The organism is Candidatus Symbiopectobacterium sp. NZEC135 (assembly GCF_025962695.1).
The window spans coordinates 41856-58613 of sequence record NZ_JAGFPF010000005.1; the positions used below are offsets into that span (position 1 = coordinate 41856).

At 56.0% G+C, this 16758-nt stretch carries 15 protein-coding genes and 1 pseudogene; 4 read left to right on the plus strand and 12 right to left on the minus strand.

Annotated elements, in window-relative coordinates; all coding sequences use genetic code 11:
- Positions 1 to 191 precede the first annotated feature (191 nt).
- Together J5224_RS04745 and J5224_RS04750 are read left to right on the plus strand one after the other, a co-directional pair.
- Entirely contained in the window at positions 192 to 530 is a 339-nt protein-coding gene (locus tag J5224_RS04745) for a zinc ribbon domain-containing protein YjdM (protein ID WP_264624261.1), read from the plus strand.
- Positions 531 to 683: 153 nt separating this feature from the next.
- Positions 684 to 1409 (plus strand): sulfite exporter TauE/SafE family protein, encoded by a 726-nt coding sequence (locus J5224_RS04750; RefSeq protein WP_264624262.1) that lies wholly within the window; start codon positions 684 to 686, stop codon positions 1407 to 1409.
- On the opposite strand, the gene J5224_RS04755 is transcribed toward J5224_RS04750, so the two are convergent.
- The 8 genes from J5224_RS04755 to J5224_RS04790 all read right to left on the minus strand — a co-directional run bounded on the left by J5224_RS04755 (position 1338) and on the right by J5224_RS04790 (position 7844).
- Positions 1338 to 2294, minus strand: coding sequence for a LysR family transcriptional regulator (locus tag J5224_RS04755; protein ID WP_264624263.1), 957 nt, complete (start codon positions 2292 to 2294; stop codon positions 1338 to 1340). The two genes, J5224_RS04750 and J5224_RS04755, sit on opposite strands and share 72 nt — an antisense overlap.
- Positions 2295 to 2313: 19 nt before the next feature.
- On the minus strand, positions 2314 to 3201 hold the full coding sequence (gene yghX / locus J5224_RS04760; protein ID WP_264624264.1) for a YghX family hydrolase: 888 nt from the start codon (positions 3199 to 3201) through the stop codon (positions 2314 to 2316).
- 137 nt (positions 3202 to 3338) lie between these two features.
- A complete protein-coding gene (locus J5224_RS04765; RefSeq protein ID WP_264624265.1) occupies positions 3339 to 4046 on the minus strand; it encodes a GGDEF domain-containing protein in 708 nt (235 codons plus the stop codon).
- Between the two features lie 2 nt (positions 4047 to 4048).
- On the minus strand, positions 4049 to 4468 hold the full coding sequence (locus J5224_RS04770) for a DUF1987 domain-containing protein (protein WP_264624266.1): 420 nt from the start codon (positions 4466 to 4468) through the stop codon (positions 4049 to 4051).
- 1 nt (position 4469) lies between these two features.
- Entirely contained in the window at positions 4470 to 5078 is a 609-nt protein-coding gene (locus tag J5224_RS04775) for a SiaB family protein kinase (RefSeq protein ID WP_264624267.1), read from the minus strand.
- Between the two features lie 22 nt (positions 5079 to 5100).
- On the minus strand, positions 5101 to 6324 hold the full coding sequence (locus J5224_RS04780; protein ID WP_264624268.1) for a SpoIIE family protein phosphatase: 1224 nt from the start codon (positions 6322 to 6324) through the stop codon (positions 5101 to 5103).
- Positions 6325 to 6421: 97 nt separating this feature from the next.
- Entirely contained in the window at positions 6422 to 7627 is a 1206-nt protein-coding gene (locus J5224_RS04785) for an alpha/beta hydrolase (RefSeq protein WP_413544643.1), read from the minus strand.
- Positions 7536 to 7844, minus strand: a complete 309-nt coding sequence (locus J5224_RS04790) for a hypothetical protein (protein WP_264624269.1) — start codon at positions 7842 to 7844, stop codon at positions 7536 to 7538. The genes J5224_RS04785 and J5224_RS04790 overlap by 92 nt, the downstream gene beginning before the upstream one ends.
- Positions 7845 to 7959: 115 nt before the next feature.
- Between J5224_RS04790 and J5224_RS04795 the strand changes: the two genes are divergently transcribed.
- Positions 7960 to 8691 carry an FCD domain-containing protein gene (locus J5224_RS04795; RefSeq protein WP_264624270.1) on the plus strand — a complete coding sequence of 244 codons (732 nt, stop codon included), beginning with the start codon at positions 7960 to 7962 and terminating at the stop codon, positions 8689 to 8691.
- Between the two features lie 97 nt (positions 8692 to 8788).
- Here J5224_RS04795 and J5224_RS04800 read toward each other — a convergent pair whose 3' ends face one another.
- A complete protein-coding gene (locus J5224_RS04800; protein WP_264624271.1) occupies positions 8789 to 10273 on the minus strand; it encodes a mannitol dehydrogenase family protein in 1485 nt (494 codons plus the stop codon).
- Between the two features lie 402 nt (positions 10274 to 10675).
- Here J5224_RS04800 and uxuA point away from each other — a divergent pair, with 402 nt between their 5' ends.
- Positions 10676 to 11866: a mannonate dehydratase gene (gene uxuA / locus J5224_RS04805; protein ID WP_264624272.1), complete on the plus strand. Its 1191-nt coding sequence runs from the start codon at positions 10676 to 10678 to the stop codon at positions 11864 to 11866.
- A 37-nt stretch (positions 11867 to 11903) separates the two neighbouring features.
- Here the strand turns inward: uxuA and J5224_RS04810 are convergent.
- The 3 genes and pseudogenes from J5224_RS04810 to J5224_RS04820 all read right to left on the minus strand — a co-directional run bounded on the left by J5224_RS04810 (position 11904) and on the right by J5224_RS04820 (position 16698).
- Positions 11904 to 13081, minus strand: a pseudogene (locus tag J5224_RS04810) (HlyD family efflux transporter periplasmic adaptor subunit).
- Positions 13082 to 13092: 11 nt separating this feature from the next.
- Complete coding sequence (locus J5224_RS04815; protein WP_264624273.1) at positions 13093 to 15231, minus strand: type I secretion system permease/ATPase; 2139 nt, start codon at positions 15229 to 15231, stop codon at positions 13093 to 13095.
- A gap of 63 nt (positions 15232 to 15294) precedes the next feature.
- Positions 15295 to 16698, minus strand: coding sequence for a TolC family outer membrane protein (locus J5224_RS04820; protein WP_264624274.1), 1404 nt, complete (start codon positions 16696 to 16698; stop codon positions 15295 to 15297).
- Positions 16699 to 16758 lie beyond the last annotated feature (60 nt).

The window sequence follows — 16758 nt, forward strand, 5'->3', positions numbered from 1 at the left end:
GTTAAACCGTGGTGGTTTTGTCTCAACGTGGTGCGCATTGCCTTATCGCTGTGCAGGGCTGCGCCATGGGGTTGCAGGGCGTTTGGCTGTACGCTGTGAGAGAAATAGCGTAAAATAGTGACAATGCATCACCTTTGCTTATGATTTTGTTATTTATTTTACCTTTTTATTGAATTTTCAGGAGTCATGCCGTGTCAACCTTACCAAATTGTCCAAAATGCGACTCAGCCTTCACCTGGCAGGCCGATGAACAGCTCAATTGTCCGGAGTGCGGCCACGAGTGGTCCATGAATGCGGAAACCGCTGACGACGACGGGCTGGTGGTGCGTGATGCCAATGGCAACCTGTTGGCTGATGGCGACAGCGTGACGGTTATCAAGGACCTGAAAGTGAAGGGCAGCTCTTCGACGTTGAAGATCGGTACCAAAGTGAAAGGTATCCGTCTGGTGGAAGGTGACCATAACATCGATTGCAAAATTGATGGTTTTGGCCCGATGAAGCTGAAATCCGAGTTTGTGAAGAAAAGCTGAGTTTTTTCGCTGCGCGCCGCGTTTGCTGCGGCGCGAGTGCTTCCCCTGCAAGTTTTCCCTGAGCCTCCCTCAATAAATCCCCTATCGCGCTTTTGCCGGGCTATGCGTATTTTTCTGTTACCCCTCGGAATCAGCGACACATAAGGATAAGGGATGGTGACGATACTCTGCGTATTTTTGTTAGCGGGCATGATTAAAGGCATTGTCGGCCTCGGCTTGCCGACGGTTGCCATGGGACTTCTGGCGTTAACCATGCCACCGACAAGCGCTGCTGCGCTGCTGCTGATCCCCTCTTTCGTCACTAACCTGTGGCAACTGCTGGCTGGCCCGGCATTTTTATTGCTGGCGCGGCGTCTTAGCAGCTTTCTGGTTGCGATACTGATCGGGACGCTGTGGAGCGGTGTTCCCACGTTGGCAGAGGCGTCGCCATGGGCCCCGGTTTTCCTGGGAGGAATGCTGGTGGTTTATGGCCTGTGGGGGCTGATTGCACGCCGCCTGCCTGCTCCCGGTCGCCATGAAGTCTGGCTCTCTCCCATTATGGGCTATATCACTGGAATGATTACGGCGGCCACCGGTGTGTTTGTGATACCGGCGGTGCCCTATTTGCAATGTCTGGCATTAAAGAAAGATGATCTGGTGCAGGCGCTCGGGCTGGCGTTTACGGTTTCAACGCTTGGGCTGGCACTGTCGTTAGCGCAGGGCGGCGGTTTGCCTGCCTTGAATCTGTCGTTGTCGTTGCTGGCACTGATCCCGGCGCTGCTCGGTATGATTCTGGGTCAACGCGTGCGAAAATACATTGGTGAAACGCTATTTCGTCGCTGTTTCTTTCTTGGATTGATCGCGCTGGGGGGCACCATGATGCTCGGCGTCGGGGGCTGATGCTTGCCTGTCACTGATGTGCTCGACAAATTCCTGAAGGTAGCCTGGCAGCGCGCTGAACTGACGCGCGCACAGCAACAAGCGGCGCTGCGCCCAGGCGTCGCTGAGCGCAATGGCGCGTATCTGCTGCGTGTCCGTTTGCGCCAGGGCTTTTTCCGGCATAATCCCGATGCCGATACCGTGCTGGATTAACCCGATCAATGCGGGGAAATCATTCAAACGCACCCGGTAGTTAAGGCGCTTGCCGCGCTGGCGCGCATGGTGGTCGATATGCTCTTGCAACGCGCTGCCTTGGTTCAAACCGACAAACTCCGCGTCCAACAGGGCTTCAAACGCCAGCACCGTCGAGGTGGCCCACGGCGACGTAACAGCCGTTACCACCACCAGCGGGTCCAAACAAAATTCACGCGTTTCCAGGCCCTGCAAAGGCACTGAGTCGGCAACGATACCGACTTCCGCGCGCTGATTGTTAATCGCGTCCACAATCTCGTGGCTGGGCTTTTCGCTGACGTTCAGGGAAATATGCGGGTGAGTGATCAGATAGTCACTTAAGCGTGACGGGAGATGCAGGCTTAGCGCTGATGCGTTGCAGAGCAGGGCGATATGCCCGCGCAACCCGTTGCCAAACTGCTGCAACTCGCTTTGCATATGATCGCGCTGCTGCAATAGTGTATTGGCATGGCGAGCCAGTGCAAAGCCCGCTTCGGTGAGCGTCACGCCGTTACTGACGCGGGTCAGCAATGCCACGCCAAGTGCCTCTTCCATGCCGCGAATGCGCTCGCTGGCGGCCTGAAGCGTCAGGTGCGAACGGGCGGCGCCCGCCGTGATGCTGCCCGCTTGTTGCACGTGAAGAAACAAACGTAAGTCGGTGAAATCAAAACGCATGGTTTATCCTGAGCATAGGTTAGGCCAGATAGCGCCGGAACCAGGCCAGGGTGCGTTCCCACGCCAGATCGGCGGCAGCCTTGTCATAGCGTGGGGTAGAGTCATTGTGAAAGCCGTGGTTGGTGTTAGGGTAAATATGTGCCTGATACACCTTTTTCCCGGCAATCAGCGCGTTTTCATAGGCGGGCCAGCCTTCGTTAATACGTTCATCGCGTTCGGCGTAGTGGATCAGTAGTGGAGCCTTGATGCGCTCAACGTCTTCCGGTTTAGGCTGGCGACCATAGAAAGGCACTGCGGCGGCCAACTCGGGGTAGGCAACTGCCGCCGCATTGGCGACGCCGCCGCCGTAGCAGAAACCGGTGATACCCACTTTACCGGTGCTGTCTGGGTGCTTGAGCATAAATTCGATAGCGGCGAAAAAGTCATTCATCAGTTTCGTGGGATCGACCTTCTGTTGCAGTTCCCGCCCTTTTTCGTCATTGCCGGGATAACCACCGACGCTGCTGAGCCCGTCAGGGGCTAACGCGATAAAACCGGCTTTTGCCAGCCGTCGCGCAACGTCTTCGATATAGGGATTGAGGCCGCGATTTTCGTGCACCACCACCACTGCGGGTACTGGGCCGGTCAGGTTGGCGGGTTTCACCAGATACCCACGCACGCTACCGTGCCCATTGGGGGACGGATAGGTGATGTATTCAGGGAGGATATCCGGGTCAGTGAACTCGACCTGCTGCGCCAACGCATAGTTAGGGCTAAGCAGTGACAACAGCGTCATGGCGGTCAGGCCACCCACCGCATATTTGCCTGCGCGTTCCAGAAACTCCCGCTTGGTGAGTTTCCCATGCGCATAGTAGTCATACAGTTCGAGCAGTTCAGGCTGGAAATCTTGTGCAGTAAGACGTGGCATGGCGATACGCTCTCCTTTGGCAACCCATCCAACACGGGCTCTCATCACTGTAGCAAAAGTGATTGCGCGCCGCGCTAATGTGCTCTGGCGTTCCTCGCCATCTTTACCTTTTTTTACGTTGGAGAACGTGACACCTCTCAGCGAAACATCACACGATTACGCCCTTGCTGCTTGGCTTCATACAGCGCCGCATCGGCGGCGTTATACAGGGTATCAAATCCGGTAGCCGCCGGGGCCCAGCTGACGCCAAAGCTGGCAGTCACCGGATAAGCGGGCAGCGCTGCCAGGTGTGAGCGGTTCAGATCGGCGTGGATGCGCTGCGCATACAGGACCGCCTGTTGCAGAGCAACGTTATCCAGCAAAATCGTGAACTCTTCTCCGCCCACACGCCCAATGCTGCCGACACCGCCCAGCGCATGGCGCACGCGGGTGATCAGATCGCAGATCACAGCATCGCCGGTGGGGTGACCAAAGTTGTCGTTCACCCGCTTAAAGTGGTCGATATCCAACACAATCAGCGAGGCCTGACGTTGCGTCAGCACCGTAGTGATGATGTCGATAATGGCGCCGCGGTTGTAGACGTCCGTGAGCGGGTCGTGTGTCGCTTTGTAGGCCAGTTCATCGGCCAGTTGATGGAGCTGATGGTTTAAGCGCGTCAATTCTCGCTCCGCCCGATCGCTACGCGAGATGAGTCGATGGGATTCACGCACCAGACGCTGATAGTGCTCGGTCAGTGCCAGCAAACTGTCCCGGTAGACTTCCGCGGGCCGATCAGGTTGCGAAGCTACGTTGCGCGCGGCGAGCAGGATGTCATATTCCGGGGTGAACAGCTCAAAGGTGCTCATGATTACTCCATGATATGGCTGTGAAAATCCAACGCGGGGAAGTCGATATGCAACTCTTCGCCAAACTCCTGTGCGATATCATCCTCACAATCGTGATACCAGTGCAGGGCGATGGCGAGCGTATCCTGCGCCGCCAGGTGCAGCACATTGAGCAGGCTGAACAGCATCTTGGTGCTGGAGCTGTTGAAGTAGCTCAGCGAAATGTGCACTTCTATCTCGGTGGCGGGCGCATCATCGCGGTGCGATAGCTCAGTTAGGTAGGCTTCCACCCTCTCAATCAGCGGCCGGTAAAACGCGGCGGCGTTCTCTGGGTAAGATTCGCCAGAAAGGGATAACCGATGTGAGTCGAAATAAAAATCAACGCTGGGGGTGGATGCTGTCCCGGCGAGATGAACATTATCGATGCGAGTTATATTTATCATTTCAGATGATCGCCTTCAGATAAAACGTGGATAACCCCGTTGATTCATCTGATTGAAAGGTGAATTGCAACGGTTCGCTGGCGTCTCGCGCCACGGTTAACAGCCCGATATCCGCACCTTTGCTCCATGCGGGGGCTTCCTGACGCAGCGAGGCTTTGTAGGCTACTTTGATTTCGTCTGCCGTCATGGCCCGCAGCGGTTCCAGCCGTACCCGCAGTTTCTCCATATCCTCGGGATGCACCGGATTGGCGCACCACAGGAAATACTTTCCATCTTCCCACCCCAGGCAGACGGAACCCTGTCGTGCTTCCTGCTGCTGATCGGGTGTGGTTAACGGCAATGCGGAGTAACGGGTGATGTTTTGGCCCATTTCAATAAAGCTGGAGAACAATTTGCGCCGCACCGGGGAGGGTACTTCGGTTTTCTCAAGCTGGAGGCGTAGCGTTTCCGCCAGTGAACTGATGATGCTTTGCGAGAAGTAGCCGATATAGTAGAGCGAGATATCACGCGTCGCGCCGGTGTGAAACAGCGCGCCCTGTGGGGATGCGTACTCTCCTGGCGCATCGCCGGGAAAGGTGGAAGGTGAGGTGCCGTGGTGTTGAATAGCCATGGTCATGGTCGCCTGGTTGTCATTACTGTCTAAAGCCCCAAAAGGTCAGGTCGTCCCGTCTGGGCTGCTGACCCTGGTAGCGTTGATGCTCTTGTTGTAATTGTTGGGCCAATGCGGACATCGGTAACGCGCGGTGACGCAGCAATGCTGCCTGAAGCCGACGTTTACCAAACATGATGCGCCGCTCACCGCCAACCTGATCGGTTAATCCATCCGTGGTAGTGAAAAACAGGTCTTGATCTGCCAGGGTTAACCGATGGTTCGTCCAGGCATAATCGTAGGGGGTATCGGTGTAGCCGACGCCCATGCGATCGGCAGCCAGCGGGCGTACCTCGTTATCGCTTTTTGCCAGCATAAATGCTGCCATGCGCGCGCTGGCCCAGGTCAGGACGCGTGAGGCCGTGTTCATGTGTGCGGCAATAATGTCACAACCATCATTTGAGCTGCTGTCACCGTTCTGCTGTTGTCCCAGCGTGTTTTTGATATAGCGATTGATCAGTTGCAGCAGTTGCGCCGGATCGTCGGGAGGGCAGGTCACCAGCGCGTGCTCCAACGCCGAGGCAAAGATCAGGGTCATAAAGGCGCCGGGGACGCCGTGACCGGTACAATCGATCACCACCGCCAGCCAGCCATCAGCCGTGGTTTTAAAGGCGTAACAATCACCCCCCACGCAGTCGCGCGGTTGCCATGCCAGACACCAGTCGTTCAGTGTGGTCGACATGGTTTGCGAAGAGGTGGACATCATCGCCTGCTGGATGATGCTGGCGTACTCGATACTTTGCATCACCTGCTGGTGTTGTTGCAGATGCATGTCCGACACCGCTTTGATCAGGTCGATGCCTAACCCAATACCCAGATAGGTGCCCTCGCGGGTGATGATAAAACCATCGGTAAGCGATTTATCGCCGGAAATTACCGTTTGATCGGCAACGGTATTCAGTGAGGCGTTGGCATCGACAATCAGCGGGTTTTTGTCCATGAAAGCGATGCAGCTTTTTTTGTCATACAGCTCACGATAGAACGGGCGTGACATTTGCGACAAAAAAATGTGACGGTTGATAAGCCCGAATGGCCTGCCTTTTTCTACCACCGGCAAGCTCACTAATTCTTTGTATTTATTGAAAAGTTGCAAGACCGTAGCGTTATCCGTTTCGGGGCTGACCTCGGGCGTAGCAATGCATAAGTCGGCGGCCGTGGGAGCGCCTCGGTAGGATCTGTTCAGCGATAATTCGGGTGTGGCGTCCATTGGGTCACTATCAGTCCAGTGTGGGGGGGAACCATATTCCCCTCACACTTTACCCGGTATTAATGACGCTATTGTGACGCCGGTTGTTTTGTCACGATCACGGTGCGGCGCTAACCGTGCCTTCGCTGTTCAATACGCTTGCCATGACCTGATTTTGCCAGTCGAAATAGGGGTTAAAGGTTAAACGAATATGCGTTTTTCCCGGCTCCTGGTAGCCCCAGTCGGAATACCACACGTCCTCCCTTTTCTTGCAGTCGTTGGCGGCGGGCGTGGCGGGGCCGTTAGAACATAAACGCAAACTCCCTGTTCGACCATAGAGGGGGTTATCGGGGGAAAACAGCACCGACATGTGTGAAAACTGGCTGATGCGCCATTCCGGCAGGCGATCGGCACGTACCAGCACGCGATCGGATACCGGCTGTGCCGGGGGGGTACCGTACCATATGACGCGGCTGGCCGGGTTGGGGAACGCCTTGTCAAACTGTGCCAACATGGCGGCGGTGTCGAGCACTGAATCGTGCTGCGCCAGCACCATCAGCACCGGCTTGTCATAGGGACTTTTTGCCAGCAGGTGGCGCACGTTGGCGCTGGAGTAATAAAACTGTGCGAAACCGTTGGTGGGGACGCGCAGGTAACGCGTCGCAATCTGCTGCGGCTGCCCCGGTCGCGGCGGGCGCAGCCAGTCGGTCACGGAGGCCAGCAGCGGAGCCAGAAAATCGAGCGGTTCATCAGAGCGGATGGCGGGTGAAAACAGTACCAGTCCCTGAATTTCCGGATGCTGTAAGGCATATTCCAACACCAGATTGCCCCCCGTCGAGAAACCGCCCAGGTAGACCTCGCCCACGTCGTTATGCAGCAAAGCGGCCTGCTCAGCGACTACGCGCCGCCAGTCTTCCACGGAAACCGGCATCAGGTCAGCGGGTTGTGTGCCATGGCCGGGGAGCAGCACGGTGCGCACCAGAAAGCCTCGCTGCGTCAGCGCCGGAATGATATCAGTGAACGACCCGGGGGAATCCCCCAAACCGTGTACCAGCAATATGCCTTTGCGCACGGTGCCTGTCGGTCGGGTTTCCGACGGGGTATTCCAGGTTAATTCCAACGCTTTATCCAGCGTTTGAAAACGCCGATGCTCCTCAACCCAGCGCGTGGTTTCCTGCTGATAGCGGGCAAACGTGGGTTGACCTAACGGGGTGATCTGCGGTGGTGTATGGCTACAGGCGCTTAAAAACGCCAGCAGCATCAACATACACAGGCCACGCCAGTGGCGTGAGAGAGAGAAAGGCGCAGAGCGCATCAATGCCATCGATAAATCCATGGTTGTCCGATGAGAATTGTTGTCCGGTGAAAATGGTTGTTTTGCCAAATAAGCGCACAGCAGTACCGAATGGATAATAGAGAATGGCGGATTTTTCGGCAATGGATTTGCCGTTGCTTTCAACAGTGGTCAACCGCTGTGGTAAGCGGTCAGCTACCTTGGCGTGCTCTGCACTCCGGCGGATGCGGTTTGTTAAAATGCGCACCCGGTGGCAATTTATGTGACCGCTTCATGTTATACTTGCGCCAGATTTGCGTATTTTTTATTCTTTGGTCAGGCCAATTTTGCGCCATCGTTGTTTGTGAAGGAAAAACAATAAGATGCGATTATATCAAGACATTGGTAACAAGATTCGGACAGACATTCTGGCCGGCAAATATCAGGTGGGTGATCGTCTTCCTCCCGAACGTGATATCGCAGAGAGTTTTTCCGTCAGCCGCAGTGTGGTGCGTGAAGCCTTGATCATGCTGGAGCTAGAGAAACTGATTGAGGTGCGTAAAGGCTCCGGCGTATATGTGATTCAGATCCCGACCGAAGATAAGAACCGCAATGCAGACAGCGGTTACGGTCCGTTTGAACTAATGCAAGCGCGTCAACTGCTGGAGAGCGAAGTGGCAGCTTTTGCCGCGATGCAGGCGACCAAGACCGATATTCTCAAGATGAAGCAGGCTATCGATCAAGAGCGTCAGGCGCTGGATAACGGCAGTGTAGATGAGAGCGCGGACGAGCTGTTTCACTGTTTGCTGGCGCAGTCGACGCAAAACAGCGTGCTGGCCAATATGGTTTATGAAGTGTGGCAGGCGCGTAAACGCAGCTCTATGTGGCGCGGTTTGCACTCGCACACGGTAGATTTCAGCTACCAGCGCCAGTGGCTGGACGATCACCAGCGTATTCTGCGCGCCGTGACCCGCCGCGATGCCAAACAGGCGCGTCAGGAGATGTGGCAGCATCTGGAGAATGTGAAGCATAAACTGCTGGAGATTTCGGATGTCGACGATCCGGCGTTTGACGGTTATCTGTTTGAATCGGTGCCTGCGCCGCAGGAAACCTAATAACAAGCGCTTCAGTGCCTCCTGCAAGAAGACTCCCGTGTTCTTGCAGGAGGCACGCTCGAGGTCCCCGGCCTATGCCGAGGACCTCGAGAGGGGGTTACAGCGTTGATACCGCCGCTTTTGCGCCTTTCTCGCTCAGCAGCAAATACGCTTTGGTAACGCGACTTACAAACGCTTCGTTGTTCGCCAGATCGTCGCCGAAGATGGCCGTTAATCCTAACAGAGCCTGCACGCGTGCTGCACCGTCTTGTGTCGCATCGACCACAGCGCGCAGTTGTGCTGCCATCGGATCGCGGACATCGATGGTTTGACCGGCGTCATCCACGCCGCCCACATAGCGCATCCAACCGGCGATACCCAGCGTCAGGCAGCTGTAATCACTGCCGTTTTGCAGGTGCCAGCGCACGGATTCCACCATACGCTGTGGCAGCTTCTGCGTGCCGTCCATGGCGATTTGCCAGGTGCGGTGTTTCAGCGATGGGTTGGTGAAACGGGCAATCAACTGCGCAGCATAGCTGGGTAAATCTTCGTTAACGTGCAGCGTCGGTGCCTGTTCTTCCAGCATCAAGCGCTGCGTCGCACGACGGTAATGCGCATCCGCCATGCAGTCATTAATGTGTTCGTAACCAGCCAGATAACCCAGGTAAGCCAGGAAAGAGTGGCTACCGTTCAGCATGCGCAGTTTCATCTCTTCGAACGGCAGAACGTCATCCACCAACTGTGCGCCGGCCACTTCCCACTGCGGACGACCCGCCACAAAGTTGTCTTCCACTACCCATTGAATAAAGGGTTCACAAGCGATGCCTACCGGATCGGCGACGCCAATGGCCTGTTCCACTTCAGCCAGCGTTTCCGGCGTGGCGGCAGGCACGATACGGTCCACCATGGTGTTGGGGAAAGTGACATTGGCTGCGATCCACTCTGCCAGCTCTGCGCTGCGCAGTTGTGCTAGCTCCAGCACCGCGCGTTTCACCACGTTGCCGTTTTCCGGCATGTTATCGCAAGAAAGCACAGTAAACGGTTTCAGGCCACGTTCACGACGTACGCGCAGTGCTTCTACCAGCAGACCCGGTGCAGATGCCGGTGCGGTCGGCAATTCCAAATCTTGCTTGATCAGCGGGTTATTGATGTCTACGCTGCCGCTGGTGCGATCGATGCAGTAGCCTTTCTCGGTAACTGTCAGGGAAACAATGTTAACTTGTGGCTCTGCCAGTTTTTCCACCACAGCGTAGATGCCTTCCAGGCGGGCATGCAGCGATTCGTGGACCGAACCGATAACAATCGCCTGGCTGCCTTCTGCCCCTTTTTCCAGCACGGTATAGCGGTGGTCCTGCTCACGCAATTGGCTAATCAGGCTTTCACCGCCAAACAGGATCACTTCGCAGTAGCCCCAGTCACCGCCTTGTTGAGTCAGCACGCGGTCGGTAAGCAGCGCTTGGTGCGCGCGGTGAAACGCCCCAAAGCCGATGTGTACCATGCGGCTTGTGAGTGCATTACGATCGTACTGAGGTTGGCGTACGGCCTCTGGTAGCGGGGTGTTGGCAAGGGTGGCGTGATGCGTTGCGGTGGTCGACGTTGTCATAACAATATCCCTGAGTACGGTAGGCCATCATGCGTTAGCGCGTTCACTCGCCCTTGACGGTGGAGATTGTGGGAGAGCAAGGTGAAAAGTGGCCTGACCAAATAATGTAAAAAGACGCTTTGGTATAAAGTTTCACGGCAAAACTGTACTTGTTTCCGCGTAAAAAGCCAATTTGTTTGTCCAAAAAGCATTATTTTGGTGATATTGGTCAACCTATTTTGTTTTCTTGTTGGTGCTTTTCACTGGCTGGTGTAGGCTGTCATTGGAATGATAAACAAAATTGGTCGGCCTGTTTACCGCTTTGGTTGATGAGATGGATGACCTGTCGTCCCGCAGTGTGTGCCGTGGACCGGGAACAGCGCAAGCGATGATTTTACAAGTTATTGATTAAGGGTAATAAAGATGGAACAAACCTGGCGTTGGTATGGCCCGAACGATCCTGTCTCTCTGGACGATGTCCGTCAGGCTGGGGCGACGGGCGTGGTGACCGCGTTACACCACATTGCGAATGGCGAAGTCTGGACAGTTGAAGAGATCGAAAAGCGTAAAGCCGAGTTGAAGGCTAAAGGTCTGGTGTGGTCGGTGGTCGAGAGTGTGCCGATCCATGAAGATATCAAAACGCAAACCGGTCGCTATCAGCACTATATTGCTAACTACCAGCAGTCACTGCGCAATCTGGCACAGTGCGGCATCGACACCGTGTGCTATAACTTTATGCCGATTCTGGACTGGACGCGTACCGATCTGGAATACCAACTGCCGGACGGCTCCAAAGCGTTGCGCTTTGATCAAATCGCTTTTGCGGCGTTTGAACTGCACATTCTCAAACGTGAGGGTGCAAAGAACGATTACACCGCAGAAGAGCAGACGCAGGCTGCCGCTTACTTCGAAGCCATGACCGAAGCGGATATCGCGCGTTTGACCGGCAATATCATCGCGGGTCTGCCGGGGGCGGAAGAGGGTTATACGCTGGATCAGTTCCGCGCGCGTCTGGCGGAATATGATGGCATTGACCATGCCAAGCTACGCGAACACCTGGGCTACTTCCTCAAGCAAATCGTTCCGGTTGCCGAAGAAGCGGGTATCCGCATGGCGATCCACCCGGACGATCCGCCGCGTCCGATTCTGGGGCTGCCGCGTGTAGTGTCCACCATTGAAGATATGCAATGGATGAAAGATACCGTAGACAATATTCACAACGGTTTCACCATGTGTACCGGTTCTTATGGCGTGCGTGCGGATAACGATCTGGTCAAGATGATCGAAACCTTTGGCGATCGTATCCACTTCACCCACCTGCGTGCGACCTGTCGCGAGCAGAACCCGAAAACTTTCCACGAAGCGGCGCATCTGGGCGGCGACGTGAACATGGTGGCCGTGGTGAAAGCGATCCTGACGGAAGAATCACGCCGTAAAGCGGCGGGCGATCTGCGTCTGATCCCGATGCGTCCTGATCATGGTCACCAGATGCTCGACGATCTGAAGAAGAAAACCAACCCCGGTTATTCGGCTATCGGCCGTCTGAAGGGGCTGGCGGAAGTGCGCGGCGTTGAGTTGGCGCTCAAACAAGTGTTCTTCCCTGAACTGCTGTAATACGGCAGCTTCACCGTAGCAATATGCTTTTGAGGCGCTAGCGTTCACGCAGCGCCTCATTGACTTTATTCAGCGGCTTGATTAAGTAATCGAGCACGCTTTTTTGTCCGGTTTTAATCTCCACATTGGCCATCATGCCGGGAACAATGGCAAACCGATCGCCGTTTCTATTGGTCAACCCACTCTCCAGCGTGCGCACATAAACCCGGTAATAATACTGATCGCGCCGTACTTCATCTTGCAGCGTGTCCGGTGATACGCTTTCCACTTCTCCGTTAAGATCGCCATAGATCGATGAATCATAGGCGGTAATTTTTACAATCGCAGGCAATCCAGGACGGATATAGGCGATATCGCGCGGGTTGACGCGGGTTTCAATCAGCAGTTTGTCTTCCAGCGGTACGATTTCCATCAACTTGCCGCCGGGTTGCAGTACGCCGCCGACGGTGGTGACCTGAATATCTTTGACGATACCGCGCACCGGGGAGGTGAGGGTTGCGCGCCGTAGCTGGTCGGCCTTGCCATTGACCACTTCTAACTGGGCTTCCAGATCGGCGTTATTCTTTACCTGCTCTTCGCGTGCCCTGACGGCATACAGATTGCGCGCTTCATCGATCTTGCCGCGAATTTCACTGATTTGTCGCCGCAGACGGATCACTTCGACCGCGCTGGCAGCGCCGCGTGCCACCAGCGGCTCGGTCATTTTCAGTTCCTGTTCCACCAGTCGCATGGATTGTTGCAGGTTAAGCACGGTTTCATCACGATTACGCAGGCGGGATTCATACAACTGGCGTTCGCGTGCGGCCAGATTGGGATCTTTTAATGTCTCTTCGCTAAAGCGCAGCGGCTCTCCGCTTAGCGCAGCGGCTCTCCGCTTAGCTCTGCGCGCAACCGTTCCGCCGAGGCGCGCAAGGTGGTGACGCGTGAAAAGGCCTCACCGTAGACGGACTGGGCGCGATTGATGTCCAATTGCGCCAGCGTCTGGCCTTTTTCTACGATATTTCCTTGCTGGACATACAGGTTATCGATGACGCCACCATCAAGGCTTTCAATCACCTGGGCTCGCGTGGACGGGGTGACTTTGCCACTGCCTACGGTGACTTCATCGAGAATGGCGATTTTCGCCCAGGCGAAAAACACTACCAGCCCCAGCAGCGTCAGCCAAATCACTCTGGAGGAGGCTCTCCCTTTTGCGCTAAACAGCGTCTTGTTCATAATTTTCTCCTTCAGGCGACCTGCTGCGCATTATCAAGCGGTTTGCTGACTGCTTTGAGTATCTGTTCTTTGGGTCCATCGGCAATAATGCGCCCGTTGTCGATGACAATCAGCCGGTCAACCAGCTTGAGCAATGCCGGGCGATGCGTCACCAGCACCAGCGTGCGCCCTTCCAGCCAGCCTTTCATCTGGCGAATAACCTGTTCTTCCAGTTGCCCATCCATTGAGGCCGTGGGTTCATCCATCAGTACGATCTGCGGATTGCGCAGGATAAGACGGCTTAGCAGCACCATTTGGCGCTGCCCGCCAGACAGACCGCGCCCGCCTTCCTGGATGATACGCTCAAGGCTGGAGGCATCCTGCTGCACCATACTGAGCGCTCCGCTGATACGCAGCGCTGCCAGTAACTCCTGCTCGTTGGCGTGGGGGTTGCCCAACATCAGGTTTTGCCTGAGGCTGCCAAAAAACAGCCGAGAATCCTGAGAAAGAAAGCCGACCTGGCGGCGCATGTCGGCCGGGTCCATGTGCGCCATGTCGACGCCGTCCAGCATGACTTTACCGCGCGTGGCGGTCGCCTGCCCGGCGAGTAACTTGAGCAGAGTTGATTTTCCGGTGCCGACCTTACCCAGTATTGCCACACGCTCGGCAGGTTTGATATCCAGCGTGTTGATGAAGACCGCGTTATGTCCCTTTTCCGGATCGTAGCTGTATTGCGCCTGCGTCACGTGATAGTGACCTTGCAGCACTGGGCAGTGGGCAATTTCGTGTGTCTCAGGCCTGTCGAGCGGCTTTTGCAGCAGTTCATCGAGTCCGGTCAGGGCATTTTTGGCGTGCTGCCAGCGCGAGAACACCATGGTCAGTTGCATCAGCGGGGCAATGGTGCGTGATGACAATAGGCTACACGCCACCAACGTACCGGTGGTGATGTCACCGGCCAACACCAGATAGCTGCCGAACACCAACATACCCGCATAGGTGAGCTGCTGCACCGTCGACGCCCACCCTGTCAGCCGCGCGCCCCACAGGCGCTGTTTCATGCCGACGGCGGCGCTCACCTCGTGAGTTTGTTCCCACTGCCGCTGGAAATAGGGTTCCGCCTGAAGTGCCTTGATGTCTTCGACACCCTCAATCGATTCCACCAGTACCGCATTGCGCAGTGCACTCTCGCGCATGCCGTCTTTCGCCAGTTTCGCCATCGGCCATTGCAGCAAGATGCCGGGGATAACAATCAGCGGGATCGCCAGCATGGGAATAAACACCAGCGGACCGCCAATAAACGACATCAGCGCCAGAAACAGCAGCACAAAAGGCATGTCCGCCGCCGCGCCGACGGTGGTAGAGGTCAGCAATTCACGTACCTGATCGATTTCTCGTAGCTGAGAGATAAAGGAGCCGGTGGATTTGGGGCGTGCTTCATTCTTGATAGCCAGCGCGCGGGCGAACAGCATGCCGGAAACCCGCAGGTCGATCTGCTTGCCCATCAAATCGGAGATCACGGTGCGAGATAAACGAATCGCGTATTCAATGGCGGCAGCCAGCAGTACGCCACCAAACAGTACCCACAGCGTGGGCATCGACTGTGAAGGAATAACACGATCGTAGACCTGCATCGAAAACAGAATGCCCGCCAGAGCCAACACATTGCCGATGATAGAGGCCAGCGCCACTTCGCCTATCTGTTGTTTGGCATGGGCAAAGTGCTGCCAAAACCAGTGCTTACGATAGGGTTTGACGAAATCATCGATGCGGGCATCGCGACCACGCTCGGCAATGCCCGTGAGCACCAGCGTGTCTTGAATCTGCGATTGCAGCGTCTCTTTGTCGATTTTTCGCTGTAAATCGCCGCCGTCGCTGCGCCAGTACAGCAAATTCTGGTCCTCATCGATGGCTTCGATGACCAGTACGCTGCCATCATGGGCGGCGGCCAGTACTGGAAGAATACCGGGGCTCCAGCTCAAGCGATCCCAGCGGCACAGGCTGGTGTGCAGCCCCATCAGGCGCGCTATTTGTTCCAGCTTGCGCGCCAGCGGCAGTTGTTCATGCCAGCGCATCTGCTGTGCAACGGTGCGCACATCAATCACATGCCCATAATGCGCGGCGGTTCTTGCCAGTGCGGCAATCCATATTTCGGTGGTGGCAGAGGCAGTCATGCAATCTCCTGTGAGAAAATGCGCGGTTAACAGCGACGTTTCACGCTATTACCTTCGATGCTGTTACAGCGATGGCAGCCGATCGCCATTGGCTTTGTCGCGTTCGATGCCGAGCATATCCAGCAGATTATCCACGGCGGCTGCGTAGTTGACCGTTGCATCCCAGCCGTCAAACTGCGCCATTGCACGGGCGTTTTCAGCCTGAAGCACGTCCTGCTCCACGCTGAGCAGATCGTTAAGACTGCGTTTGCTCAGGCGATATTCGTCGCGATAGACATCGCGGGTATAGTTGGCGCTGGTAAGTTGGCGTTCGCTGGCGGCCTGACGCTGTTGTGCGCCAATCATGTCGGCATAGGACGTGGCTGCGCGCTGGTTGATATCCAACTTAGCCGCTTCCACCTCAGCCTGTGCGGCTTCGCGCGCACTCTGGGCAGCATCAATCTGTGCGCTGACGGCACCGCCCTGATAGATAGGCGCTTCCACCAGCAGCCGCACCTGATCGTCCCAGTAGGCGCGATTGCGGGTGTCGTTGCGCGCGCGCGCCGCCTGCACCGAGAAACTGGGCCAATGTTTGGCTTCCGCCTGCCTGATACGCTGTCGGGCCGCTTCCTGACGCGACTGTGCGCTGCGCACCTGCGCGTTTTGCTCATAAGGCAACGCCTGCAAGGTGACGTCTTGCTGTAGCAGCGTTTGCGGTAAATCAGGCAGGCGCGCTGGCACCACGCCGGTTAACACGGTCAATTGCGCCAGCGCGGAGCGCTGCTGTGCGCGATATTGCTCCAGTGTCGCGACGGTGCCTGCGATACGCGTTTCGGCCTGCAACACATCCGATTGAGAGTTCAGCCCAGCTTCTGCACGCATTTGCGCGATGGCTTTCACGGCTTCAAGCGATGTGATATGCCGCTCTGCGGAGGCCGACAGTGTTTGATAGCGCTTGACCTGTAAATAAGCGAGCAGCGTTTGTTGACCGACACCGGTCATGATGCTGTAGAGCTGGTAGCGGTATGCCTCCGAGAGGTGATGCTGTTCGTCGATGCTGCCGCTGGTTTTACCAAAATCGTAGATAAGCTGGGTTAACGAGACGCCCGCTGAAGTGGTGCGACCGCGCGTGCTGGAGGTGTCACTTTGATTTTGTCGACCCACGCCGCCGTTCAGCGCAATCTGCGGCATCCAAGCGCTTTCGGCCAGTTTCAATTCGCTGGCACCGATACGGATTTGCGCTGCCGCTTGGGCGATTTGTGGGTTTCGGGCAAAGGCACGCAGAATGGCCTGCTCCAGACTCAGACTGTCGATCTGCTGTTCGCTGGGCGCGGTCTGCCAGGTTACACCCCGTTGTTGTGCCAATACTGGCGGGGCCGCTAGCGTGGTGCTGAAAAGAAAAAACAGGCTTAAACAGCGTAAAGCTGCTCCTGAGTATGGTTGGCAAACGTCATTCCTGGCAAAAAAAGCGCGCTTAACTTTCAACATTATCAACACCCTGACCGTCGTGTGCACCACAGGCACCGGAGTGCCTGTGGTGGCTGCTTC